We start from the raw sequence: 25439 nt of genomic DNA, 5'->3' as shown, positions 1-25439 counted from the left end.
AATCTCGGTCTGGACCGGGACTTTGCCCGTGTTTTTGGCATAAACCGGTCAGAAATCTGTGGCTCTACGCAGTAATAGGTATTCCCTTTCATCTCTCTCTCATTAGGCTGACGCGCACTGAATGCGACAGGTCCGGATGTATTCCGGACAAGGACTATGAAGGGGAGGAACACTCATATGGATCGTCGTTCATTTTTGAAAAAATCCGCGCTGGGCGGCTCGGCTGCTGCGGCCACCGCTTTGGCGGCTCCGGCCTATGCACAGGGTCAGCGCACACTGACCATGGTCACCTCGTGGGGCCGCGGCCTTGCGGGCGTGTTTGACAGTGCACAGCGTTGTGCCGACAGCATCAACGCGATGTCGGACGGCAGCCTGAATGTCGAGATCAAAGCGGCGGGCGAGTTGGTTGGCGCGTTCGAAGTGTTTGATGCGGTGTCGTCGGGCCAGGCCGACATGTACCACGCGGCGGACTATTATTTCGTGGGTCAGCACCCGGGTTACGCCTTCTTCACGGCTGTTCCGTTCGGCATGACCGCGCAGGAAATGGTCAACTGGTACTACCAGGATGGCGGCATGGAGCTGCATGACGAGCTGGGCGAAATCTTCGGCCTGAAATCATTCTTGGCCGGCAACACCGGTGCGCAGGCGGGTGGCTGGTACTCGAAAGAGATCAACAGCCCAGAAGACTTCAACGGTCTGAAGTTCCGTATGCCCGGTCTGGGCGGCAAAGCCTTGGGTAAACTGGGCGCTTCCGTACAGAATATTCCGGGTTCGGAAGTGTATCAGGCACTGTCGTCGGGTGCGATTGACGGAACCGAGTGGATTGGTCCGTGGGCGGATGAAAAGGCCGGTTTCCAGGAAATCACCAAAGTCTACTATACCGCTGGTTTCCATGAGCCGAATGCGGGTCTGTCGCTGGCAACCAACCGCGATGTGTTCGACAGCCTGACACCGGGTCAACAGAAGATCATCGAGATCGCAGCGGCCGAAGCGCACCAGTGGAACCTGGCGCAATTCCTGGCCAACAACGGCGCGGCACTGCAGCGTCTGCAGTCTGGTGGCGTCAAGGTCATGGAATTCCCGGACAGTGTTTGGGATGCCTTCGGTCAGGCCAGCCAAGAAGTTCTGGACGAAAACATGGGCGATGAGCTGTTTAAAAAGATCCACGACAGCGCAATGGCGTCCTCGGCGTCGTCAGCAGGATGGCTGGATCTGTCGTCGGGTGTCTACACTGCTCAGCGCAACCGCGTTCGCGGCTAACTGCCAAGTCTTCGACCAAACGGTTTCCCCGCACCTGCGGGGAAACCTTTCTTGTTGCATATACGCGGTTTGGACAAATCCGCTATAATCATAGCAGTGCAACTGACGTGACCTGGGGACAACATGCAGGACGATAACGGCATCTCGTTTTTCGGCGCCCTGTGGAACGGACTGATCTGGTTCGTTCAGAACATTGCCGAAGCCTTCTATAATTTCGGATACGCCATCACGCATCCGCAGCTCTGGCTGAACTGGTCGGACAAAGAGGCGATCATGCGCTTTGTCTACTATGGCGGATCGGTCGAGTTCTTCTTTGTAATCTTTGCACTGGTTTTGGTTCTGACGGCCATCGGGTTGTATTTCCGCGGCTTTATGTGGGGCATGGTGCGGGGTCTTGAAGGCTTTGCCAATACCACTGGCCGCTTCTTTGCCTGGGCGGGTCTGTTGATGGTAATTCAGCAGATCGTCATCGTTTTCATGCAACGGGTTTTTACCCGACCTGACATGGCCTTTGGTCTGGGTATTCCGTTTCAGATGGATATCAGTTGGTTTGCTGAAGAGCTGAAGCTCTACAACGCTATGGTAGTCTGCCTGTGCTGTACTTACACATTTGTGCAGGGCGGGCATGTCCGGGTGGACCTGATCTATGCCGGTATCAGCCACCGGGCCAAACGCGTCGTGGACATGTTGGGCGCGATTTTATTTATGATGCCCATGGCGGTTCTGACCTGGATGTATGGTTGGTACTTCATGTGGCGACACCTGATCGTGCCGAAACCCTCGGCCAGTGACACGCTGGATCGGCTGGTGATGAAGTCCCGCGCATTGCGCTGGAATGTCGAAACCATCGGTTTCAGTCCCAACGGCTTCAATGGCTACTTCCTGTTCAAGATACTGCTGGTGGCGTTCGCCGCCATGGTGTTCCTGCACGCAATCGCGTTCCTGTACCGTTCGTATCTGGAATACGTGGAAGGGCCGGAAAGCGTTGGAAAGTACCTCGACAAGGACAGCCTTGGCGAGGGTGAAGAAGCCTACGAAGGCGCACATTAGGGACGGAGACCCAGACAATGTTATTCGGACTTGATGGCGTTGAGATAGGCCTCATTATCGTTTTCTTCTGCCTTTTCGGAGGCATCCTGTCCGGTTTCCCGGTGGCCTTCGCCATCGGTGGGGCCGGGATCATCTCATTCGGGATCATCGCCGCGCTGGACAGCGCCGGGCTGCTGGTACATCAGGCAATTGATACCGGGTCGCAAATGTATCGGGATCTGGTCGCCACCGGGGTCAAGCCGGACGCGATATCCGTGTTCCGATACCCGGATCTGCCAAGGTTCGGTACGCCGGTCTTCCCGTCAGGCTGGGAAACCGCACTGGACCGCAACGTTTCGTTCATCGTCAACCGCATGAACGAGCGTGTTCTGGCCGGGCAGTCCATCGAAACGCTGTTGGCGGTTTTGATGTTCGTTCTGATGGGCATCACGCTGGAACGCTCAAAGATCGCCAATGATCTGCTGACCACCATGGCGCGAGTCTTTGGCCCGCTGCCGGGCGGTCTGGCAGTGTCGATCGTGGTTGTCGGCGCGTTTTTGGCGGCTTCGACCGGCATCGTTGGTGCGACCGTGGTGACGATGGGCCTGCTGGCTCTGCCGACCATGCTGCGCAACAACTATTCGCCGGAACTGGCTACTGGTGTCATCGCAGCGTCGGGTACGCTTGGTCAGATCATCCCGCCGTCTATCGTGATCGTTCTGCTTGGTACGCTGGCGGGCGATCTCTATTCGACCGCGCAAGAGACCCGCGCGGTTGACGCTGGCTGTACCGATGCGTTGACCTATCTGGGTGAACCTGCGGTTGTTTCAGTCGGAACGCTGTTTCAGGCGGCCTTGCTGCCGGGGATCATGCTGGCGTTGCTGTATGCGCTTTATGCCTTTGGGTATGCGCTGCTGAACCCGGAGAAAGCGCCTGCTGTTGCGATGTCAGGTGGTAGTGGTGAGCCTATTACGCGCTCTGAAGGTTTGACTTGGCTACTGGGTGCACCTGTCGCCCTGATTGTTGGCGCGGCCATGTTGGGCAGTGTCGGCGTGATTGGCAGTCAGAATATCACCGTTTCGGGGTTCTCGGATGTCGGGCAGGGCGCGTCCTTGCGTACCAATGTTTCGGCAGAGTGCCAGGCGGCAATGATCGAGCTGCATGGTCAGTCGGCCTGGGATCAGGCCGTGACCGAGCAGGACGAGATTAATGCCGCCGGAGGAGTGTCTCAGGCGCACCGCCTGACCGAGGACGAACTGGTCGCCGCACGCGACGCCAAGATCGCGGCCACCGCTCCGATCGGAACCGGTGTTGCCGTCATCGTCGTGCTATTGGGGCTGACGCTGGTTATGGGGCGGGGCATCGCCCCGTCGCGGTCGCCACAGCCGTTGATCCTGGGTGGGATCGGCCTGCTGCTGATGTTGCTGGTCGATGTGCTATTGGTCGCGCCAACGACGTCATCAGGGGTGACTTTCCTGTTGCTGGCTTTACCGTTTGCCCTGGCGATTTACGGTTGCAAAGAAGCCGCGGCGCGCTGTGCCACCAATGATCTGATCCGGGTGGTGTTTCCACCGCTGGTTCTGATCATCGCGGTTTTGGGGTCAATTCTGGGGGGCATCACCAACCCGACACCGGCGGCGGCGCTGGGTGCAGGTGGTGCGATCATGCTGGCGGCCTATCGCAAGCTGCAGGATCAGGGCCGGTCAGGCAAGGTGATCATCTGGTCGACGTTTGCCGTAATCATCGCTCTGCTGATGGGGGTGAACTTCGACTTGCGCATCAATCAGGGTAACGTGAGTGTCGAAAGCTGGATCGCCTTCGCTATCGCGTACTCGGCCTACCTGTACGCGTTGTTCGGGCTAATCTTTGGCTGCTGGGTTCTGTTTACCAGCGGGGTTCTGACGCCCGTAGTCCGTGAGACGGCCAAGGTGACGTCAATGGTGTTCACCATCCTGATCGGTTCTCAACTGCTGAACCTCGTGGTGATCTCGTTCGGGGGTGAGCACTATATCCAGCAGTTCCTCAAGAGTTTCGACAACGAGTTTACGGTCTTCCTGATCGTGATGCTGGTGCTGTTCTTCCTAGGCTTTGTTCTGGATTTTCTTGAGATCATCTACATCGTGATCCCCATTGTCGGGCCGGTGATCTATGGCGGATCGTTCGATCCGAAATGGGTGACGATCATGGTCGCAGTGAACCTGCAGACATCGTTCCTGACACCACCGTTCGGTTTTGCGCTGTTCTATCTGCGAGGTGTGGCGCCGAAAGAGGTCACGACGGGGCATATCTATCGTGGGATTATTCCATTCGTGATCATTCAGGTCGTGGGTATCGCGATCCTGTGGTTCTTCCCCGCGATCGTGACCATCGTGCCGGACCTGATACCGAACTGATCTGTTGAAATAATCAAATTGAAAAAGGGGGCCAATCGGCCCCCTTTTGCTTTGTCGGATTATACCAAGGGGCGCTGCCCCTTCTTGGCCTTTGGCCAATTCATCCCTGAGGTATTTTTGGCCAGATGAAGGTGCGGATCAGGTGAATTGAATGAGATCCCAGCGGTTGCCGAACGGGTCGCGCCACACTGCAACTGCTCCGTAGGGCTCGTGCCGAGGGGCTTCCTCGAACTCGACGCCCTTGGCCAGCATGTCTGTGTGATCTCGTTTGAAATCATCGGTTTGCAGAAAGAACCCGACGCGACCTCCGGTCTGGTTGCCGATGGCGGCGTGTTGGTCTGCACCGTCAGCCTTGGCCAGCAGCACGGAGCCACTGTTTGGCCCGGGAGGTGTCACCAGGACCCAGCGTTTGCCCTGGCCCAGATCGACATCCCGGGTCAGCGTGAAGCTCAGCGTGCCGGTATAAAACGTGATGGCATCATCATAGTTCGGTACCACAAGGGTGACGGCGTGAAGGGTCTGTTGCATGCGGTGGCTAGCCCTTGGTGGGGCGACGATCCGGCAGTTGGATGCTGGCGACCTGCTCGGCAATCGGAGCGGCGGACAGAGGGTGAGTTGATGCATCCGAGAACAGGTTTGGATCTCCGACTTTCTGCCACGCGCCCCCAACATAGGCTTCCAGACCCGAGAACTTGGCCTTGTATCCCATTTTTGGGCTGCCGGGGACCCAGTACCCCAAGTAAATATAGGGCAGTCCAGCCTCGCGGGCGATGTCGATGTGATCCAGGATCATATAAGTGCCCAGAGAATTCTGCTGTTGCCGTGGATCATAGAAGGAATAGACCATGCTCAGACCATCATCGAGCACATCTGTCAGGCTGACAGCGATCAGGTTGCCGGTTCCGGGATCGGTATATTCCACGACACGGCTGCGGATCGGGGTCTCTTCGATCATGGCGGCAAATTCGAACACGTCCATGTCTGCCATGCCGCCATCGGCGTGTCGCGTGTCGAGATAGTGTCGGAACAGTTCGTATTGCTCGTCCGTGGCCCAGGGCGACGTGGCCCGACGCTCCAGATACGAGTTTCGCCGTGTGGCCCGTTTCTGGCTCTTGGTTGGGCGGAAGGCTGCCACATCGATCCGAGCAGACAGGCAAGCCGCACAATCGGTGCAGGACGGGCGGTAGAGAACGTTTTGCGATCGGCGAAATCCCTGCTGTGACAGGGAGTTGTTCAGCTGATCCGCGCCATCGCCCTGAAGGGCGGTGAACAGCTTACGCTCCATCCTGCCCTCAAGGTAAGGGCAGGGTTGGGGTGCCGTCACATAGAATTGTGGCGCAATTGGCAGCGTGTGTCGCATGAACGTCCCATGTAGCCTCGGACCGGATGATAGCAACGGATTTTCAGGTCGCCAAGTGATTCACTCGGGTTAATCAGGCGCGCTGGTTGATCATCACTGTTCCGAGGAAGGCATCGGTCAGGCCTTGGCAGCGTGCACTGGTCAGCATCATGATGACCGAGATGATCTGGATCACCGGGAATGCCATGCTGACGAAATACCCGGCGGTATGGGCGACCGCTTTGCCGGTATCCAGCCTTTCGCCAAACGAGTCGCGCAGCTCGATCCCCATGAACCGCATGCCCAAAGTGGCCGACCCGTTCGCGATTGTGACGACGCGGTAGGCAAAGCTGACCACAGCGTAAATCAGGGCAAGGACAAAGAAGCCAAGACCGAAGGTCAGCAAGATCGCCACGGTGCAGAGCAATGAAATAAAGGCGATATCGAACAGCCACGCCACAAAGCGTTTGGTCGCAACAGACCGGTAGAATTCCGGTTGGCGATCGGGATCGGGCAGATGATTCATCGTTTGTTTTCCGAATAGAAGGGTCGTTTTACCCTGTCCCGAAATGCCGGGGCAGGGCAAGAGGTGGATCAGGCCGGTTCGCCTTTGTCCGCGCCGTCCTGATTGTCACGGACGCGCTCATCCATGAATTCGTCGAACTCGGCCTTGTCTTTGGCGTCACGCAAGCGCCCCAGGAAGGCTTCGAAGTCCTGCTGTTCGCGCTCCAGACGCGCCAGAGTATCTGACTTGTAGGCGTCGAAAGCGCTGTTGCCCGACGGCTTCATCGCGCTCATGTGGCTGTGCCAGGATTTGCGACGGCTGCAGGATTTGCTGAACATGCGTTTGCTCCAGATCATGTAGGCCAAAAGGGCTAGGCCAATGGGCCAGAAGAAGATGAAACCAAGAACCATGGCGGCGATCCAGGCGCCTTTGCCTTTGTCGTCAAGCCAGGCTTCGGTACGGTGGAGCCATCCCGGGTTCGCGGGGACGGCGGGTTCGGACAGTGCGGTCATTTCGGCTCTCCATGGTTGATGTAAATCATGTTCACATTGTCAAGATGGGGTCTCACGCAGGTGTTGCAAGGGGTCGATGTAAAAAAGATTTACATTTTGCGTTTTGGTTGACCTTGCAATGTTTCAGGCGCACTTTGCCGGCATGAATATGACTGAAAACAAGACCGCCCCGACACGCGACGAAATCCTCGAGTTGGAAAAGCAGGTTTGGGCGGCGCTGGTAGACGGCAACGCACAGGCTGATCGCGCTTTGCTGAGTGCGGATTTTCTGGGCGTCTATCCTACGGGTTTTGCCAATCGGGACGATCACGTGGGGCAGTTCGCTGACGCCCCCACAATGGCAAAGTTTGAGCTTAGCGATACGAAGCTGCGAGTTCTGACCCCTGATATCATTCTACTGTCCTACCGGGCTGACTATCTGAGGCCTGGAACAGACAAATGGGAAGCGATGTTGATTTCCTCGCTGTGGGAACGCCGACACGACGTCTGGGTCAACAGTTTCAGTCAGGATACGCCGCTGGAGGGTGTTGGATAAGAATGTCCCATTGACGTCATGGTGTCGTAATGCGCAGTTTGCGCCCATGACTGATGCTTTCGCGATTGCCCGCCTGCCCCGTGCATTTGATTCATCTCTGGGGGAAGAGACACGCGCACTGGTGCCGGATTTATCGGCCGACCAGGGCGATTTGATTGCAGGGGCCGCAGGCTCCAGCCCCTATCTGAAGGGCCTGATTGAGCGCGAGAAAGATTGGCTACCTCAGGCTCTGTCGCATCCAGATCAGGCATTGACCGAGGTGATGGCTGAGGCGCGCGTCTTACCACCGGATCAATTGAAGCCGGGTTTGCGACAAGCCAAGCGACGCATGGCGTTGCTAACAGCTCTGGCGGATTTGGCAGGCGCCTGGCCGTTGGAGAAAGTGACGGCTGCGCTGACGGATTTTGGCGCTTTGGCCGCGGATGTGGCCGCAAAGGCCGAAATCGCTGCATTGATCCGGCGTGGCAAGCTGCCGGGGATGACCGAGGACGACGTGGAAAACGCGGCCGGAATGGCGATCCTGGCGATGGGCAAGATGGGGGCTTACGAGCTGAATTACAGCTCGGATGTCGACCTGATCGTTTTGTTCGACGAGACGCGTTTTGACCCCGACGACTTTTTTGAAGCGCGGCAGAGCATGGTGCGCGCCACGCGAAATTTCTGCGCGACGCTCAGTGACAAGACTGCGGATGGGTATGTGTTTCGAACGGATCTGAGGCTGCGTCCCGATCCTGCTGTGACGCCGGTCTGCATGGCGATGGAAGCTGCAGAGCGCTATTATGAAAGCCTCGGGCGGACCTGGGAACGGGCTGCTTACATCAAGGCGCGACCTTGTGCGGGTGATATCGCCGCCGGGCAGCGATTCCTTGATACGTTGCGCCCGTTTGTCTGGCGGCGGCACCTCGATTTTGCCGCCATTCAGGATGCCCACGATATGCGTCTGCGCATTCGCGAGAACAAGGGCACCGGGGGCACTTTGTCGGTCCCCGGTCATGACATGAAACTGGGGCGGGGCGGCATTCGCGAAATCGAGTTCTTTACCCAAACCCGTCAACTGATCGCCGGAGGCCGGGACCCGGATTTAAGGGTGCGCGGCACGGTTCCCGGTCTGGCGGCCCTTGCCGAAAAGGGGTGGGTGCCGCAGGACGTGACCGAAAAACTGAGCGACCATTACCGCGCGCACCGGGACGTCGAACATCGCATCCAGATGGTGCATGACGCACAGACTCATAAGGTGCCGCAGTCGGAAGACGGGATCGAGCGTATCGCCTGTCTGATGGGGATCAGCAGTGATGAACTCACCCGTGATCTGACCAACCGCTTGGTCGAAGTACATGAATTGACCGAAGGCTTTTTTGCCCCCGGTCCGTCGTCGACATCCGCCCAGGTGCCAGAGGTCGCGTTCGACAAGAGCATACTGGCGCGCTGGACAACTTACCCGGCGCTACGCTCACAACGGGGCAGACGCATTTTCGAACGGCTCAAGCCCGAAATCCTGTCGCGCCTCGCCAAAACCGCCCAGCCCGAAGAAGCATTGATGGCGTTGGACGGGTTTCTGGCTGGATTGCCAGCAGGCGTGCAACTGTTTTCCCTGTTCGAGGCCAATCGACACCTGATCGACCTGCTGATCGATATCGTTGGCACGTCGCATGCTCTGGCCACGCATCTGTCGCGCAATGCATCGGTGTTTGATGCGGTGATCGGGGGCAGCTTCTTTGCCGACTGGCCCGGAGGCGACGCGTTGCAAATGGAGTTGGCGCAGGCACTGGCACAGGAAGCGGACTATGAAACACAGCTGGATCTGGCGCGGCGTTGGTGCAAGGAGTGGCATTTCCGGGTTGGCGTCCATTACCTTCGCGGGTTGATCGATGGGGCACAGGCCGGTCGGCAATACGCAGACCTAGCGCAAGCGGTCATTGCCGCGATCCTGCCTCATGTCACAGACAACTTTGCCCGCAAGCATGGGCCTGCGCCGGGGCGCGGCGTTGCCGTATTAGGTATGGGGTCTCTGGGGGCAGGGCGGATCAACTCACAATCCGATCTGGACATGATTGTTATTTACGATCCACAGGATCAGGACATGTCCGACGGTCCACGCCCTCTGGCAACGCGGACTTACTATGCCCGGTTCACGCAGGCCCTGATTACGGCACTGTCGGCCCCGATGTCACAGGGACGGCTGTATGAGGTCGACATGCGTTTGCGACCCTCGGGCAATCAGGGGCCGGTGGCGACAAGTTGGGCCAGCTTTACCAATTATCAACAGAAAGAGGCTTGGGTGTGGGAGCACCTTGCATTGACTCGCGCCCACGTGGTGGCAGGAAACGACGCGCTGGCTGAGGATATCGAAACCTTCCGTGTCGAGTTTCTGTCCGGCCCGCGCGACCGTGATGGAGTTCTGGGCGATGTGGCCGAGATGCGAGCCCGACTGGCAGCCGCTAAGTCACCTGCGGGAATTTGGGATGCCAAGAACGGCCCGGGGCGGTTGATGGATATCGAATTGATGGCCGAAACCGGTGCGCTGCTGTCGAGCGTACCGCAACGCGATGTTCATTCCGGCCTCGACGGTGCCGTCGCTGCCGGGTTGTTGGATGTCGCGCAGGCGCAAACGCTCAAGGACAGTTACGACCTATGCTGGTCGGTGCAATGCGCGGCGCGGCTGCTCTCGGGTACTGTCATCGAGGCCGACAAGATCAGCGAGGGTGGTGCTGCATTCCTGTGCCGGGCCACTGGATTTGAACAGGTCGAACAGTTGCAGGCTGCGTTGCAGGACAGCTACACCACCGCCGCCGACCTGATCGGCAGCGTGATCAAAGAGGGCGAAGATGGCGCGCAGCACTGATCCAAACGATCCCAAGGGCTTGATCCGCGAAGCGTATCGCATTGACGGTATCGCTTTGCCCGAATGCCGCAGTATCTTTCTGGACTGGGCGCTCAGCCTGCCGGATGGCCAAGATCAAAAGCAAGCTTTGACGGATTTGTACAGGGCCTATTCCGCACAGGATGCCGATCATCCGATGACGCAGGTATTGGCCGAAGGGCTGCAATCAGCGCATGCGCCGAAACGGCGCGGCGGCTGGCGTGGGCGCGCCCGATAGATGTAGGGGCTTTCCCACCCGCTGCTTCACGACTATGAGGGCGTCATGACCCAAACCACCCAAATTGACCGCCCTCGCATTCGCCTGAAACCCAAAGCCAACGCGCGCGGTGTGCGCCACGGATTTCCGTGGGTGTACGCCAATGACATCGTGACCGACCGGCGCACTCGCAAAATCGCGCCGGGTGCCTTGGCCGTTCTTGAGGATGACAAACGCGCGCCCATTGCCTTGGTGGCAGTAAGTCCCGAATCCAAGATCATGTGCCGCGTGCTGGATCGGAATCTGGACGCAGACCTGAATGCGAATTGGTTCGAAACCCGCCTTCAACACGCGCTGGAGATGCGAGAGCGTCTGTTTGACACCCCTTATTACCGCCTGATCCACGCTGAGGCTGATGGTTTTCCCGGCGTGATCATCGACCGCTTTGGTGACGCATGCGTCATCCAGCCCAATGCGGCTTGGGCCGAGGCGCATCTTGAAGTGCTGACCGACGCTTTGGTCAAGGTCACGGGCGTTACCACCGTGCTCAAGAACGCCTCGGGCCGAACCCGTAGTCTGGAAGGTCTTGATGATGTCAGCCTGACGCTGCGTGGAACCGCACCCGACGCGCCTCTGCCAGTGCCCATGAATGGCGCGACCTACATGGCCGACCTGACGGGAGGACAGAAAACGGGACTGTTCTATGATCAGCGCCCCAACCACGCTTTTGCCGCGCAGTTGGTTCAACCGGGCGCGCAGGTTCTGGATGTCTTCAGCCATGTCGGAGGGTTTGGTCTGGCCATGCTGGCCGAAGGTGCCGCGCAGACCTTAGCGGTCGACGGGTCCGCCGCTGCGTTGGACCTGGCCACAAAGGGTGCCGAGGCCTCGGGCTATGCAGATCGGTTTCAAACCCGGCAGGGTGACGCCTTTGAGGTACTGACCCAGCTTGGCGAAGAGGGCGCGCAATTCGACGTCGTGATCTGTGATCCGCCAGCTTTTGCGCCGTCGAGACAGACGCTGGATGCGGGCTTGCGGGCGTATGAACGTATCGCTCGTCTTGCCGCGGCTTTGGTCAAACCGGGCGGCTATCTGGGCCTGTGTTCGTGTTCGCATGCGGCGGATTTGGGACGGTTCCGTGACGCATCCTCGCGTGGCATCGGGCGCGCTGGACGACAGGCGCAGCTGATTCATACCGGTTTTGCTGGATCCGACCATCCGCAATTGCCACAACTGGCCGAGAGCGGATATCTCAAAGCCGTGTTCTACCGGTTGTGAAGGCCGTTCTGGATACCTGCGTCATCTATCCGACAGTGATGCGAGAGATGTTGCTGGGCGCGGCAAAACTAGGCCATTTCGTTCCGTTCTGGTCGGATCGTATTCTCGAAGAATGGGCCCGTGCCGCCCGCAAATTGGGTCCAGTGGGCGAGGCACAGGCCCGCGCCGAGGTTGCCTTGGCGCAAGCGCAATGGCCCGACGCCGCACGTCCGGTCGCGCCGGGACTGGAACAACGCCTGTGGCTGCCCGATTCCGCTGACATCCATGTTCTGGCCACGGCTATTGCTGCATCGGCGGATGTGATCGTGACCGTCAACGCGAAGGATTTTCCGCGAAACATCCTTGCGGAAGAAGGGGTGGAACGGCGCGATCCTGACGGTCTTTTGCACAGCTTCTGGCTGGCTGATCCCGACGGGCTGGGTGATGTGGCAAACCGGGTTCTGACTGAGGCCAACCGCCTGTCTGGAGATCAATGGACCCTGCGCGGTTTGATGAAGAAAGCCCGATTGCCCCGGCTTGGCAAGGCGTTGGCGGCTTAGCCTTTCTGGTCCCAGCGCTGCTCTAACGCTTCCAGCGCCGCGATCCGCTCGCCTGTTTTAGGATGACTCATCAGCCATGCCGGAGCCATGCCAGCGCGTTGCTGGGTCAGGTCTTCGAGCTTGTGAAACAGGGATTTCTGCGGTCCGATCCCGATCCCGGCTTTGGTCAACAAAGCGGCGGCGTATTCATCCGCCTCATACTCGTCCGCGCGGGACAGGCGCGAGGCAAGCAGGCTGGTCAGCGCGTTGGCAATCCAGGCGCCAATAAAGGGGATGAACCGGTTCAGCAGCATCATCAAAGCCGCCCGCATGGCGTTTTGACCCGAAAAATCGATCATCCGTCGTCGGGCATGACCTAGGGCGACATGCCCAAGCTCATGCGCGATCACGCTGGCCATTTCTTCGGCTGAAACCTCTCCATTACCGAATTTGCGGTAAAACCCGCGCGTGATGAAAATACGTCCGTCAGGCGCAGCCAACCCGTTCACCGGGTCGATCTCGTAAATATAAACGGGCACCCGTGCGACATCCAAAGCTGCCGCTAGTCGATCAGTCATGCGTTTCAGCGCAGGGTCGGCCAGTTCAGTCGACTTGGCATCAAGCTCGCGATGCGTGCGCCAGACGGAAATCCGATACATCACGATGGCATAGCCTATGGCCAGCAGGATTGGGGTCAGGCGAAGCATGATTTAGATATGGGAGTGATGAGCGACAAGGGCAAATGAAAAATGGGGTTCTGCCATGCGAAACTGAGGGCGGCTCTGTATTCAGGTGGTTGCGCGTTTCCATTCAACAAAAGCGGTCACCTTTTGCCCTTGAAAGGCGGCGTTTTCTGCACTCAGTCGCAGGTTTCGGCCGATAAACTCTACCTGACGCACTTGGTCCGTACCAATCCAATTCGGGAATGAGGCCTGCGTCACATGATGTATCACATGATCCCCGTGATATTCGTACCGTCCCGCGTAGGTAATTTGAGTTTTAAAGGCCGCGGCCTCTTCTGCCACAGTGCCACCAAAAGGGTCGTTTTCGGCAAACAAAACGCGATCAGACGCCATCAAATGCACAAAAACGAACCCGTCTTGAGAATAGCTGATATACCCGGTCGCGTTTGTGCCCAAAGGATGCAGGCGCTGACCGGTGTCTGTTTGATTGTACCAGTCAATCAATGACCATGTGCCGATCAGTGGCGTTGAGGTGCGCATCAAGGCATCCTTTTTCAAAGGCTTGTATCGGATCATTGCCCAATATCGTGTGCAATTGCGAGGCATGTACTTCTTTGGAAAACGAAAACCCGACGCATACGGCACGGTTGTCTTTTCCGGTTGTCAGCCTTTGAGGGCGTATCGATCGACTTCTTCGAACACGTCAATAACTCGTGTGCCGGCTTTGATCGTCGCTCCGTGCTCGACCCCGGATGGAATTGAATAGCTGTCACCAGGTCTGTAGATCTTGGTCGAGCCACCAATGGTGAATTCGATTTCACCTTCGACAACAGTCCCCCACTGAGCCCCGTGTGCGTGCATGGGAAGTTCCATGTCTTTGTGGAAAGTAAAAAAAGCAACCAATCCAGCCTCGGATTTTACAACCGCTGTTGTGACGACATCTTCGGGGAAGGGCATGTCGATGCCGGGAAATGCTATTATGAAATCGGGAAAAGGCATGGCGGCATCCTGTGAAAATGGGGTTGGAGCAATAAATCTGCCCGCCACCTTGTCAGTGCGCCAATGTGTTTGCAATCTCGGTGTTTTTTAGCCGCAAGCAGACATCGTGGCCTACCGCGTCAGTTCCCGCATGCCCTGTTCCAACCCGGCCAATGTCATTGGCACCATGCGGTCCTCGAAAATCTCGCGGATCATGCCGACGGAATGGGTGTATTCCCAGTATTTCTCGGGCACTGGATTGATCCACAGGTTCGACGTCCACTGATCACGGGCGCGTTGCAGCCAGACTTGCCCGGCTTCTTTGTTCCAGTGTTCGTTCGCCCCGCCGGGATAGGCGATCTCATAAGGGCTCATCGAGGCGTCACCGACGAAGATGCACTTGTAATCCGGACCGTAAGTGCGCAGCACTTCATGCGTGGGGGTCTGCTGGTCCCAACGGCGACGGTTGTCGCGCCAGACACCTTCGTACAGGCAGTTGTGAAAGTAATAATATTCCAGATGCTTGAACTCGGTCCGCGCGGCGGAAAACAGCTCTTCCACCACTTTGATATGCGGGTCCATTGATCCGCCCACGTCCAGAAACAGCAGGACTTTCACAGCGTTATGACGCTCGGGTCGGGTTTTGACGTCCAGATAGCCATGTTCGGCTGTGGCCTTGATCGTGCCGTCCAGATCCAGTTCCTCGGCGGCCCCTTCGCGGGCCCAGCGGCGCAGACGTTTCAGGGCCACTTTGATATTGCGTGTGCCCAGTTCGACCGTGTCATCCATATTCCGGAATTCACGTTTGTCCCAGACTTTGACGGCACGCTGATGGCGGCTTTCCTTCTGGCCAATGCGCACGCCTTCTGGGTTGTAGCCATAAGCGCCAAAAGGTGAGGTGCCAGCGGTGCCGATCCACTTGTTGCCGCCCTGATGTCGGCCTTGCTGATCCTTGAGGCGTTCGCGCAGCGTTTCCATCAGCTTGTCGAAGCCGCCCAACGCCTCAATCTCGGCTTTTTCTTCGGCTGACAGATGCTTTTCGGCCATCTTGGCCAGCCATTCGGCCGGGATGTCGACGGCTTCCAAAACCTGATCAAAGCTGATCTCACTCAACCCGTCGAAACTGGCGGCAAAGGCGCGATCGAACTTGTCGATGTTTCGCTCGTCCTTCACCATCGACACGCGGGCGAGATAGTAGAACGCCTCGACATCATAGGTTGCCAGACCCTTTTTCATGCCCTCCAGAAAGGTCAGAAATTCGCGCAAGGATACGGGAATGCCTGCTTTGCGGAGGTTCTCAAAAAAGGGCAGGAACATAGGATTACGCCACCATACGCACCAGGATCAGTGAGATCACCAACCCAACCAGGGCAAAGGCTATACCATAACCGGCGGCATATTGCGCCATATCCGCGCCACTGCCGTTACGTTTGCGCGCGGTCAGGACGCCCAGAATCGCCCCCAGCATCGCCATTCCCAATACTACTAGCATCCGTTCGTCATCCGCCTGTGCTGCTGCTGCGGGGCCCGCTTGCGACGCTCTGCGTCAGCGACTGAACCACCACATCCGAGCCAAAGCCGTATCGCGCCCACCCCAGACTGTCCAGCCTGACGGCACGTGCCTGTTCCGGCTTGCCAGCTTGTCTGAGGGCCTCGGATTTCAACAACAACAGCGTCGCCAGAATCGAGGCGTTCTCGGCCCGGGTCATCACGTTGATTGCGTTGTCCACCTGCGGCAGGATGCTGGGTCCCTGATCATGCGCCAGCGCAAAGGCGGCTGTCTGGGTCGTCACATGGGCGCGGTGCACTTCGGTTCCGGGCGTGGCCTTCAGGTATTGCAAGGCGATCTGATATTGGCGCTGCGCTTCTTCCGGGTCGTTGAACTGCGCCATACGGCCCATCAGGTAATGCGGGTAGGCCCGGCGATGATCCGTCCAACCCAGTTGCTGTCCGATTTGCGCGGCCTTTCGCGCAGCTCTTTTCTGACGGGGTGAGCCGGGACCGGGCCCCAGCGATTTCTGAATCGCATCGATCCACTCTCGTGGTGTGTCCGATATCTGCTGCGCAGGCAGCCTGTCACCACGTGGGTTCAACCGGGTGAGAACACCGGGAATGACGGCGGCAACCTGGTCGCGGGTCATGCCGGTGCGCAGTTCGGGCGCATAGGCTGCGCGCAGGATCAACATGTCGAACCCGGTCAGAACCGTATGGATGTTGTCGTCGTTAAAGACCGAATCCGGCAAATGATACAGGTCATTCAGCGGCCCCAGCGCCTGCGCCAATTCTTCGTGTAGGCAATCGCGCATTTCCTGTGGGCTGACGTCGAAGGGGACGAAAATTCCCAGACGCTCGCGGCTGCGCAACTCGGTCCAGCTGCTTTTGGGTTTGCGACGGTCGCGGCTGTATTCTTCCAAACTCGAGGCGTTGGGCACCACAAAACAGGCGGCATTGGGAAGGATGCGATGGATCTGTTTCTGGCTGACAGCCTCGATGGTGATATTAGCCTGACCCTCTTTGATCTGGCGGATATCGATCCGGGCTTCACGCTGCAAGCGACCCAGCAGGCGCGTCAGGTCCCGCTGCATGCTTGCGGTCGGTGTGCCAGTCAGGCGTACCGTAACCGGCGTTTCGAACCGGGTGAATACGGGCAACTGCGCACCGCCTTCCAATTCGAAATGCAGCAACACGAAATCGGCGGCGATGTTCTTGTTGGACCGGGCAGGCGGGGTAGGGCGTGAGGTCGAAAAAGACTTGGCCGGTGGCAGCGAAGATTCGACAAATTTGACTTCGGCCGGCAGCTCGATCGTATCAACGGAGGCGCACGCAGACAGCGTCAGCGCCAAAACAAGGGCGCCCCAGCGCATCATGAGCGGCTGTATTTGATAAAGGGCGTCAACGTTCCAATGCGATCATAAAGCTGCCGCGCAGGATGGTTGAATTCCTGTGTCAGCCAATAGACCGACGGGGCGCCCAGCCGGTCCGCCTCGTCATAAACGGCCTGAATCAACGCGCGACCTACACCTGTCCCGCGGGCCTCGGGTCGGGCGAACAGGTCCTGAAGGTAGCATACCTTTTCTTCCTTCCAGGCGTGGCGGTGAAACAGATAATGGGTCAGTCCAACAAGATTTCCGTCCTGTTCAGCCACGAAACAGGAAAAATCCTGCGGGTCGTCGCCCAGCAACCTCGAAAACGTAACGTCATAGATCGTGTCAGGCAGGGAAGTTTCGTAAAACGCCAGATAATCCCGCCACATTTCGGCCCATGGTTCCCTGTCCTCGGCGTGCAGGGGGCGGATTATTGCTGTGTTGGCCAAGCGGTACGTCCTGTTCTGCTGGTTCTATTTTTGGTTTTGGTCGTCCCGATGCTGACATCCGGCCTGCCGCAAGGCAAGCCGTGATCACCGGATGTTCAGCGCGGGCTACCGTTTGCTGCGCGCCATGAAGGCGAGCCGTTCGAAAAGATGCACATCCTGCTCGTTTTTCAACAAGGCGCCGTGCAATTTCGGCAGCGCGTTTGCGCCTTCGCGCTTGAGGTCTTCAGCCGTCAGATCTTCGGCCAATAGCAGCTTGAGCCAGTCCAGCACCTCTGAGGTCGAGGGTTTTTTCTTCAGCCCCTGTGTCTCGCGGATTTCATAGAACTGGGTCAGGGCCGTGGTCAGCAGCGCGTCTTTGATGCCGGGATGGTGGACATCGACAATCCGACGCATGGTCGCCTCGTCTGGGAAGCGGATGTAGTGAAAGAAACAGCGGCGCAGAAACGCGTCGGGCAGTTCCTTTTCGTTGTTTGAGGTGATGATAACGACCGGGCGATGCTTGGCGCGGATCGTCTCACCGGTCTCGTAGACGTGGAACTCCATCTTATCGAGTTCCTGCAGCAGATCGTTGGGAAACTCGATATCGGCCTTGTCGATTTCGTCGATCAGCAGAACCACCTTTTCATCGGCGTCGAATGCCTGCCACAACTTGCCCTTGCGGATATAGTTGGACACGTCATGTACGCGTTCGTCGCCCAACTGACTGTCGCGCAAGCGACTGACGGCGTCATATTCGTAAAGACCCTGTTGCGCGCGGGTGGTGGATTTGACGTTCCACTCAATCATTCTCAACCCCAGCGCACTGGCCACTTGTTTGGCCAGTTCGGTCTTACCGGTTCCGGGTTCGCCCTTGACCAGCAGCGGACGTTCCAGCGTGACAGCGGCATTCACCGCGATGGTCAGGTCGTCTGTGGCAACATATTCGGCTGTGCCTTGAAAACGTGCGGTCATGGGCCCCTCGTGTGGTTTCGCGCGATGTGCGGGCGGATTTGTGATTTCCGGGTTACAGAGGGGCAGCGATTTTGACAACCCGGACCGCTGCGTCGGGTAGAGCGAATTTCACAATAACTCCAAACCTTTTTGCTTGATTCGGTAGCGATCCGATACCCCGGTGGTTGCAGGTTGCCGTAAAATGGCCTGCTAATTTTCACAGAAAAACAATGTTTTTTCGATCTAAATCTCATGCTTAGACAGAACTGTGTGACGGCGCGTCGGGGCTGCATTTGTGTAGTGACATTCCGACGCTTGTCGGATAAACGCTGCGCAGAAGGGGGTGCCAAATGTCAGGTGAAACTATCGTGACCGACGTTTCTGGCCATACCGAGGGAGCCAATATGAAGCAGGAAGTTTTTCTGCCGGAGGATTATCGCCCGGCCGAAGATGAACCTTTCATGAATGACCGTCAGCTTGAGTATTTCCGCCGCAAGCTGCTGGATTGGAAGACAGAGCTAATGGCGGGCAGCCGCGACACGATCGAAGGGCTGCAAGACAATACCCGCAACATTCCCGATGTCGCCGACCGTGCAAGTGAGGAAACCGACCGTGCGCTGGAGCTGCGTACCCGGGATCGTCAGCGCAAGCTGGTGTCCAAGATCGACTCGGCTCTGCGCCGGATCGATGAGGGTGAGTACGGATATTGCGAAAAGACGGGCGATCCGATTTCGCTGAAACGTCTGGATGCGCGTCCGATCGCGACCATGACGCTGGAGGCGCAAGAGCGCCACGAGCGCCGCGAGAAAGTCCACCGCGACGATTGATCGCTGGAAAATTGAACAAAAACATGAACGCCGGGGCCTGTCGCCCCGGCGTTTTTGCGTTACTCCGGGGCCATGAATATTGACAGTTTGAAATTTTGCATAATTGGGGGCGGGATCGGTGGTCTTGCTGCGGCACTGGCTTTGCGTCTGCGTGGTGCCCGGGTCACAGTGCTGGAGCAAGCGCCGGCGCTGACCGAAGTGGGCGCGGGTTTGCAGATCAGCGCAAACGGGATGTGCGTACTGCGTGCCCTCAGGGTTGTGGGGGATGCGCCTGAATCTGGGCAAAGATCCCACGGCACAGTCCTGCGCGATTATCGCAAGGGCCGTATCATCAGCCGATTGCCCGGGCCTGTGGCCGGACCGTCCTATTACTATCACCGGGCTGACTTGCTGGATCTTTTGCACCAGGCCGCCAAACAAGCCGGGGTTCACATCCGTTTGGGCGCGCGCGTGACACAGGTTCTCAAACACCCTGCCGAGGCCGAGGTTGTTCTGGACGGCGGCGAACGCCTGCGCGTTGAATGCGCCATAGCCGCAGATGGAGGTCGCAGCGCAATCCGCCCGATCCTGAACGGGCCGGAAGCACCGAGGTTCACCCACCAAATCGCCTGGCGCGCCACCATCCCTTGGCACGAAATGGACGCGACACCGTGCGCGTCACTGACGATGGGACCAAAGCGGCATGTGGTGATCTATCCGCTGCGCGACCAGCGCCTGATGAATATTGTCGCGATCGAGGAACGTTCAGACTGGCAAGAGGAAAGCTGGCGGCGGCAAGGGGATCCTGACGATCTGCGCGCCCGTTTTGCAGATTTTGGCGGTCCGGTTCACCAGGTTCTTTCGCAGATCACCGAGGCGCATCTTTGGGCGCTCTTCCTGAGGCCCGTGGCGCAAAGCTGGCAGAACGGCCGGGTGGCCCTGTTAGGGGATTCGGCCCACCCGACGCTGCCATTCATGGCGCAAGGGGCTTGCCTGGCTTTGGAAGATGCATGGATTCTGGCGCGATCCTTTGACGAACAATCCGGTGTGGCCCGGGCGCTTGCCGCATATGAAACAACACGCCGCCCTCGCGCGCAGCAAGTTGTTGCTGCCGCATACTCCAATGCTCGTAATTTTCACTTGCAGGGCCCAACACGTTTGGCTGCACAACTGGCATTGTCGGTGGCGGGTTCGCGACTGGCGCGGCGATACGAATGGATTTACGGCTACGACGCGACCACCTGATGGCCTAAATGTCGAGATCTACCCAGACCGGAACGTGGTCTGACGGTTTTTCGTGCCCGCGTATCTCGGAATCGATCTGGCAATCCCGCATCAGGTCAGCGGCCTGCGGGGTAAGCAGGAAGTGGTCGATACGGATGCCATCATTCTTGTTCCATGCACCTGCCTGATAATCCCAGAACGAGTAATGGCCGGGACTGTGAGTGCGGGCACGGAACGCTTCGGTGAACCCAAGGTTCAAAACCTTGCGATAAGCGGCGCGGCTTTCCGGGCGGAACAGCGCATCTTCGCGCCACGCATCCGGACGCTTAGCGTCTTCAGTTTGCGGAATGATGTTGTAGTCGCCTGCCATCAAAGCGGGCTCTTCAGTGGCCAGCAGGTCGCGCGCCCGATCATAGAGCCGCTCCATCCAGGCCAGCTTATAATCATACTTCGGTCCTGGGACCGGGTTGCCATTGGGCAGGTACAAGCCACAGATGCGCAGCGCTTGCTTGCCAATGACCGTGGCCTCGATCCAGCGAGCCTGTACATCGTCGCCGTCTCCGGGCAGGCCACGCGTTACATCTTCGAGCGGTAACTTCGACAGGATCGCCACGCCGTTGAAGCTTTTCTGACCATGGGTTTCGACGTTATACCCACGTTCTTCGAACAGCTCGCGGGGGAAGTTCTCGTCGACCGACTTGATCTCTTGCAGTAGCACCACATCGGGTTGAGTGTCGTCAAGCCAGCGGGGCAGCGCCTCGGCCCGCGCTTTGATGCCATTGATGTTGAACGTGGCGATTTTCATACGCGTTCCTTTGGTGCCTCTTGGTAACCTATCGCGCAGTTTCGACCCAGCGGCAAGGTGAACAGCGGCTTTGCGAGGCTCTGCCTCGCGCTCCGAGGTATTTTCAGCCAGATGAAGAAACGGATATTTAACCAATTTGGCAGAAAGTAGAGTCGCGGCACAGGCGGAGGCGCCGATGACCGCGCCAGGTGAAGCCCTCTGACCTTTGGATCAGAGAGCGGATCCCTGCTTCATCTGGCTAAAAATACCTTGGGGGTGTGGGGGCCAAGCCCCCACGGGCGATCACATGGAGAAAGACGTGCCACAGCCGCAGGAAGATGTCGCGTTAGGGTTTTCGATCACGAACCGCGCACCAATCAGTTCCTGTGTGAAATCGATGACCGCGTTTTCCAGAAATGGCAGCGAGATGGAGTCTACTATGACCTTTTGCCCTTTACCTTCCAACACAAGATCGTCGTCTTTTGGGGCGTCCAGCGCGATTTCGTATTGAAAACCCGAACATCCGCCGCCTTCCACCGCGACGCGCAGGGCCTGACCCTGATCCGCCGCGCCGATCTCGGCAAGGCGCTCAAAGGCGCGTTCTGTGACTGTTGGGGGCAGATTCATGCCGGACTCCAAAGGTTTATTTCCTTTACTCCTTACAATATAGAAAGTGCAAGGACAGGCGACAAGGATAACACCATTGGAGCGAGCAAGTTTTGCCTCGGATCCAGGCCGCGCCAGAGGGCGGCTTGTGCCGGAGGAAGAAAGCAGTTTTCGGTCATGCTTTCAGCGCGACCGGGACCGAATTATTCACGCCAGCGCCTTTCGGCGGCTCAAGCATAAAACGCAGGTGTTTGTTGAGCATGAGGGCGATAGCTATCGCACGCGTCTGACCCATTCTATCGAAGTGGCTCAGGTAGCGCGCACCATTGCCGGAGCTTTGGATCTAAATGCTGAGATAACCGAGGCCGTCGCACTGGCGCATGATCTTGGACATACGCCGTTCGGTCATACCGGCGAGGATGCTCTGCATGCGCTGATGACACCCTATGGCGGCTTTGATCACAACGCGCAGGCCATTCGGATCGTTACCAAACTTGAGCGTCACTATGCCGAATTCGATGGTTGTAATCTGACCTGGGAATGCCTTGAAGGTATCGCAAAACACAACGGTCCGGTACTGGGGGAATTGCCGTGGGCACTGGCTGAGTGCAATGACGGCTTTGATCTTGAATTACACACCCACGCCAGCGCCGAGGCGCAGGTTGCAGCGCTGTCCGATGACATCGCCTATAACAATCATGATCTGCTGGATGGATTGCGAGCGGATCTGTTCACGGACGAAGAAATCCAACAATTGCCAATTGTTGGCGCGTGTTATGCAGAGGTGGATAAAAAGTACCCTGATCTCGACCTGTATCGCCGCAGGCACGAGGCGTTGCGGCGTGTCTTTGGCGTCATGGTGGCGGATGTCATCGAAACCTCGCGGGATTTGATCTCGCAGTCGCGGGCGCAATCGGTCGAGGAAATCCGTCATCTTGGCTATCCGGTTATCCGTTTCTCGGGCGAGGTGTGGGCGCAGCTTCGGGACATCCGCGCATTTTTGTTCTCGCAGATGTATCGTGCCCCCAGCGTGATGAAGGTACGGGCTGAAGTCAGCAAAGTGGTCGAAGACCTGTTTCCCATCTACCTGAATGAGCCAAAACAAATGCCCGCGCACTGGCACGCCGATATCGAAGCGGCCAAGGATGAAACGGCTCTGGCTCGCATTGTTTCGGATTACATCGCGGGGATGACCGATCGCTTTGCCCTGCAAGACCACGAAAGGCTCACGTCCGACTGATCATTCGATCCCGATATAAACCAGAGCCCAAACCTGTTGGCCTGATTGCTCCTGCGCCAGATCTTCGTCGTCGGTGGGCGGAAACACGATCATTGTAGGACCGTATCCTCCGATCCCCATCGGGAGGCCATCGGCATGGGTCGCGACAATCGGCTGGTGGGTCGCGATGCTGTCCCACGGGATTTCGGCCTGATAGCCATCCATCGCCATGGGTTTAGCCATTTTCCCCTCGGCGCCTGCTTGGGTCATGATGTCTGACAAATGCGGGCCGGTGAATGTGACGTCACGCTGATTGCCCTCGGGACCGTAGGGAACGGTGATTTCCACTTGCTCCATCTCGTTTAGCATGTCGGCGTCGAATCCAGCGGCTCCGTCATGGATGATTTCGAGAAACCCAAACAGACCACCGTCATTTTCACCGCGCGCAGGTAAGTTGCTTTCCGCGACGGCTCCGCCCAGCGTCAAAAGCACGTGGTCATCGGGTGGTGGCATTTCAGCCCAAACTGGCATGGCGGTGGTCAGTAAAATGCTCAGGGGCAGGGCGAGGCGCATGGAATGTCTCCGTTGTATCGATTTAGGCCGACACTAACCGACCTTGCCGCCAAACCAACCCCAAACTGATCGCTTCCATTGACCTTGCCGCTTTGCGTGGTAAACCCCGCGACAAGCAAAAGGACATCCGAAATGAACCTGTTTTCCGAGATCCGCGGCCTTGTACTGGACGCGCTGGCACAGATGCAGTCCGAAGGCGCATTGCCTGAGGGGCTGAGTTTTGACAACGTGGCGGTCGAACCTCCGCGCGACGCGGCGCATGGCGACATGGCGACGAACGCGGCGATGGTGTTGGCGAAGCCCGCCCGGATGAAGCCGCGTGACATTGCCGACGTTCTGGCCGGGAAACTGGCGGCGGACGCGCGGATCACCAGTGCCGAGGTGGCTGGCCCAGGGTTTTTGAACCTGCGGCTGGCTCCGTCGGTGTGGCAAGGCGTTCTGGCGAGGGTTCTGGAACAAGGCACCGACTATGGTCGATCGACTATGGGGCAGGGGCAGAAGGTCAACGTGGAATACGTCTCGGCCAACCCGACCGGGCCATTGCATGTGGGCCATACGCGGGGCGCGGTGTTCGGGGATGCGCTGGCGAGCTTGCTGGCCTATTCCGGTCATGACGTAACCCGTGAATATTACATAAACGACGGAGGCGCACAGGTCGATGTTCTGGCGCGTTCGGCATATGAGCGGTATCGCGAGGCTAACGGTCTGAGCCCCGAGATTGCCGAGGGTCTGTATCCCGGCGACTACCTGATCCCGATTGGGGAGGCACTGAAAGAGAAATACGGTGACAGTCTGATCGACAAGCCGGAAAGCGAGTGGCTGGAAGACCTGCGCAACTTTGCCACCGATGCGATGATGGATCTGATCCGTGCCGATCTGAAGGCGCTGGGCGTCGAGATGGACGTGTTCTACTCGGAGAAATCCCTCTACGGCACGGGCCGGATCGAGGCGGCGCTGCAATCATTGACCGACAAGGGCCTGATTTACGACGGCGTGCTGGAACCGCCAAAGGGCAAGAAGCCCGAGGATTGGGAACCGCGCGAACAGACACTGTTCAAATCGACCGAGCATGGCGACGACGTCGATCGCCCGGTCAAAAAGTCGGACGGCAGTTGGACCTATTTCGCCCCGGATATCGCCTATCACTATGACAAGGTGAGCCGTGGCTTTGACGCGCTGATCGACGTGTTCGGCGCCGACCATGGCGGATATGTCAAGCGGATGAAGGCAGCTGTTTCGGCTTTGTCCGATGGCAAGGTGTCGCTGGATATCAAGCTGACGCAGTTGGTGAAGCTGTGGAAGAATGGCGAGCCTTTCAAGATGTCCAAACGGGCAGGGAACTTTGTCACCCTGCGCGATGTTGTCGATCAGGTTGGCCCGGATGTGACCCGCTTTGTCATGCTGACCCGCAAGAATGACGCGCCGCTGGATTTTGATTTCGACAAGGTGCTGGAACAGAGCCGTGAAAACCCTGTGTTCTATGTGCAATATGCCCATGCCCGCGTCATGAGTGTGTTGCGCCGTGCCGCCGAGGCCGGGATCGACGCACAGGATGAGACGCTGATTTCGGCCGATCTAGGCAAAATTGATCACGCGTCAGAGTTGACCGTGGCCAAGAAACTGGCCGAATGGCCACGTCTGATCGAGATTGCCGCTCGTACCAATGAACCGCATCGTGTTGCCTTCTATCTGTATGAACTTGCAGGGGATTTCCACGCGTTGTGGAATAAGGGTAATGAGGAAACCCAGTTGCGCTTCCTTCAGGATGGCGATGCGGCCACAAGTCAGTCAAAAATTGCACTGGCCCGGTCCGTTTCTGTTGTGATTTCAGCGGGCCTGGGTATTCTTGGGGTCACGCCGGCGCAGGAGATGCGGTAACC

The 25439-nt window shown here is 58.0% G+C and carries 27 protein-coding genes; 12 read left to right on the top strand and 15 right to left on the bottom strand.

The window, feature by feature from the left end:
- The first annotated feature begins 177 nt into the window (after positions 1-177).
- The 3 genes from HW561_RS07165 to HW561_RS07155 all read left to right on the top strand — a co-directional run bounded on the left by HW561_RS07165 (position 178) and on the right by HW561_RS07155 (position 4682).
- Positions 178-1260 (top strand): TRAP transporter substrate-binding protein, encoded by a 1083-nt coding sequence (locus tag HW561_RS07165; protein ID WP_176863122.1) that lies wholly within the window; start codon positions 178-180, stop codon positions 1258-1260.
- A 123-nt stretch (positions 1261-1383) separates the two neighbouring features.
- Positions 1384-2310, top strand: a complete 927-nt coding sequence (locus tag HW561_RS07160) for a TRAP transporter small permease subunit (protein ID WP_176863120.1) — start codon at positions 1384-1386, stop codon at positions 2308-2310.
- Positions 2311-2327: 17 nt separating this feature from the next.
- Positions 2328-4682 (top strand): TRAP transporter large permease, encoded by a 2355-nt coding sequence (locus tag HW561_RS07155; protein WP_176863118.1) that lies wholly within the window; start codon positions 2328-2330, stop codon positions 4680-4682.
- Between the two features lie 138 nt (positions 4683-4820).
- Here the strand turns inward: HW561_RS07155 and HW561_RS07150 are convergent, their stop codons facing one another.
- The 4 genes from HW561_RS07150 to HW561_RS07135 form a co-directional block, all read right to left on the bottom strand.
- Positions 4821-5210 (bottom strand): VOC family protein, encoded by a 390-nt coding sequence (locus tag HW561_RS07150; protein ID WP_176863116.1) that lies wholly within the window; start codon positions 5208-5210, stop codon positions 4821-4823.
- Between the two features lie 7 nt (positions 5211-5217).
- Positions 5218-6042, bottom strand: a complete 825-nt coding sequence (locus HW561_RS07145) for an arginyltransferase (RefSeq protein WP_176863114.1) — start codon at positions 6040-6042, stop codon at positions 5218-5220.
- 73 nt (positions 6043-6115) lie between these two features.
- Positions 6116-6547: an RDD family protein gene (locus tag HW561_RS07140; RefSeq protein ID WP_176863112.1), complete on the bottom strand. Its 432-nt coding sequence runs from the start codon at positions 6545-6547 to the stop codon at positions 6116-6118.
- Positions 6548-6615: 68 nt separating this feature from the next.
- On the bottom strand, positions 6616-7038 hold the full coding sequence (locus tag HW561_RS07135; RefSeq protein WP_176863110.1) for a DUF2852 domain-containing protein: 423 nt from the start codon (positions 7036-7038) through the stop codon (positions 6616-6618).
- Between the two features lie 142 nt (positions 7039-7180).
- Here HW561_RS07135 and HW561_RS07130 point away from each other — a divergent pair, with 142 nt between their 5' ends.
- From HW561_RS07130 to HW561_RS07110, 5 genes are read left to right on the top strand one after another with little or no spacing between them, the layout of a single operon-like run.
- The gene (locus HW561_RS07130; RefSeq protein WP_235962829.1) at positions 7181-7573 is read left to right on the top strand and encodes a nuclear transport factor 2 family protein; all 393 of its coding nucleotides are present in this window, start codon (positions 7181-7183) and stop codon (positions 7571-7573) included.
- Between the two features lie 46 nt (positions 7574-7619).
- Positions 7620-10415, top strand: a complete 2796-nt coding sequence (locus tag HW561_RS07125) for a [protein-PII] uridylyltransferase family protein (protein ID WP_176863106.1) — start codon at positions 7620-7622, stop codon at positions 10413-10415.
- Positions 10399-10671: a hypothetical protein gene (locus HW561_RS07120; protein WP_176863104.1), complete on the top strand. Its 273-nt coding sequence runs from the start codon at positions 10399-10401 to the stop codon at positions 10669-10671. The genes HW561_RS07125 and HW561_RS07120 overlap by 17 nt, the downstream gene beginning before the upstream one ends.
- Before the next feature lie 45 nt (positions 10672-10716).
- Entirely contained in the window at positions 10717-11925 is a 1209-nt protein-coding gene (locus tag HW561_RS07115) for an RSP_2647 family RNA methyltransferase (protein ID WP_176863102.1), read from the top strand.
- Complete coding sequence (locus HW561_RS07110) at positions 11922-12464, top strand: RSP_2648 family PIN domain-containing protein (RefSeq protein WP_176863100.1); 543 nt, start codon at positions 11922-11924, stop codon at positions 12462-12464. Before HW561_RS07115 ends, HW561_RS07110 begins: the two co-directional genes overlap by 4 nt.
- On the opposite strand, the gene HW561_RS07105 is transcribed toward HW561_RS07110, so the two are convergent.
- The 8 genes from HW561_RS07105 to HW561_RS07070 form a co-directional block, all read right to left on the bottom strand.
- Positions 12461-13150 (bottom strand): M48 family metallopeptidase, encoded by a 690-nt coding sequence (locus HW561_RS07105; RefSeq protein WP_176863098.1) that lies wholly within the window; start codon positions 13148-13150, stop codon positions 12461-12463. The two genes, HW561_RS07110 and HW561_RS07105, sit on opposite strands and share 4 nt — an antisense overlap.
- Positions 13151-13231: 81 nt before the next feature.
- Positions 13232-13666 carry a lipocalin-like domain-containing protein gene (locus HW561_RS07100; RefSeq protein WP_176863096.1) on the bottom strand — a complete coding sequence of 145 codons (435 nt, stop codon included), beginning with the start codon at positions 13664-13666 and terminating at the stop codon, positions 13232-13234.
- Between the two features lie 123 nt (positions 13667-13789).
- Entirely contained in the window at positions 13790-14125 is a 336-nt protein-coding gene (locus HW561_RS07095; RefSeq protein ID WP_176863095.1) for a cupin domain-containing protein, read from the bottom strand.
- A gap of 111 nt (positions 14126-14236) precedes the next feature.
- The gene (locus tag HW561_RS07090; protein ID WP_176863093.1) at positions 14237-15421 is read right to left on the bottom strand and encodes a vWA domain-containing protein; all 1185 of its coding nucleotides are present in this window, start codon (positions 15419-15421) and stop codon (positions 14237-14239) included.
- A 4-nt stretch (positions 15422-15425) separates the two neighbouring features.
- Positions 15426-15596: a hypothetical protein gene (locus HW561_RS07085; RefSeq protein WP_176863091.1), complete on the bottom strand. Its 171-nt coding sequence runs from the start codon at positions 15594-15596 to the stop codon at positions 15426-15428.
- A gap of 7 nt (positions 15597-15603) precedes the next feature.
- The gene (locus tag HW561_RS07080; RefSeq protein ID WP_176863089.1) at positions 15604-16971 is read right to left on the bottom strand and encodes a DUF2927 domain-containing protein; all 1368 of its coding nucleotides are present in this window, start codon (positions 16969-16971) and stop codon (positions 15604-15606) included.
- Complete coding sequence (locus HW561_RS07075) at positions 16968-17417, bottom strand: GNAT family N-acetyltransferase (protein ID WP_176863087.1); 450 nt, start codon at positions 17415-17417, stop codon at positions 16968-16970. Before HW561_RS07075 ends, HW561_RS07080 begins: the two co-directional genes overlap by 4 nt.
- Before the next feature lie 105 nt (positions 17418-17522).
- Entirely contained in the window at positions 17523-18368 is an 846-nt protein-coding gene (locus HW561_RS07070; RefSeq protein ID WP_176863085.1) for an AAA family ATPase, read from the bottom strand.
- Between the two features lie 383 nt (positions 18369-18751).
- Here HW561_RS07070 and dksA point away from each other — a divergent pair, with 383 nt between their 5' ends.
- Positions 18752-19174 carry an RNA polymerase-binding protein DksA gene (gene dksA, locus HW561_RS07065; protein WP_176863671.1) on the top strand — a complete coding sequence of 141 codons (423 nt, stop codon included), beginning with the start codon at positions 18752-18754 and terminating at the stop codon, positions 19172-19174.
- Between the two features lie 87 nt (positions 19175-19261).
- Entirely contained in the window at positions 19262-20398 is a 1137-nt protein-coding gene (locus HW561_RS07060) for an FAD-dependent monooxygenase (protein ID WP_235962828.1), read from the top strand.
- A gap of 4 nt (positions 20399-20402) precedes the next feature.
- On the opposite strand, the gene xth is transcribed toward HW561_RS07060, so the two are convergent.
- On the bottom strand, positions 20403-21182 hold the full coding sequence (xth, locus tag HW561_RS07055; RefSeq protein ID WP_176863081.1) for an exodeoxyribonuclease III: 780 nt from the start codon (positions 21180-21182) through the stop codon (positions 20403-20405).
- Between the two features lie 282 nt (positions 21183-21464).
- Positions 21465-21788 carry a HesB/IscA family protein gene (locus tag HW561_RS07050; protein WP_176863080.1) on the bottom strand — a complete coding sequence of 108 codons (324 nt, stop codon included), beginning with the start codon at positions 21786-21788 and terminating at the stop codon, positions 21465-21467.
- 76 nt (positions 21789-21864) lie between these two features.
- On the opposite strand from HW561_RS07050, the gene HW561_RS07045 reads away from it, so the two are divergent.
- On the top strand, positions 21865-23007 hold the full coding sequence (locus HW561_RS07045) for a deoxyguanosinetriphosphate triphosphohydrolase (protein WP_176863078.1): 1143 nt from the start codon (positions 21865-21867) through the stop codon (positions 23005-23007).
- On the opposite strand, the gene HW561_RS07040 is transcribed toward HW561_RS07045, so the two are convergent.
- Positions 23008-23559, bottom strand: coding sequence for a hypothetical protein (locus HW561_RS07040; protein WP_176863076.1), 552 nt, complete (start codon positions 23557-23559; stop codon positions 23008-23010). It abuts the gene before it with no gap.
- 132 nt (positions 23560-23691) lie between these two features.
- Between HW561_RS07040 and argS the strand changes: the two genes are divergently transcribed.
- Positions 23692-25437: an arginine--tRNA ligase gene (argS, locus tag HW561_RS07035; RefSeq protein WP_176863074.1), complete on the top strand. Its 1746-nt coding sequence runs from the start codon at positions 23692-23694 to the stop codon at positions 25435-25437.
- The last annotated feature ends 2 nt before the right edge of the window (positions 25438-25439 follow it).

Source organism: Ruegeria haliotis (assembly GCF_013377785.1).
In the GTDB taxonomy this organism is placed as follows: Bacteria; Pseudomonadota; Alphaproteobacteria; order Rhodobacterales; family Rhodobacteraceae; genus Ruegeria; species Ruegeria haliotis.
The sequence above is the reverse complement of the archived record's forward strand: the minus strand, read 5'-3'. Positions and strand labels throughout refer to the sequence as shown.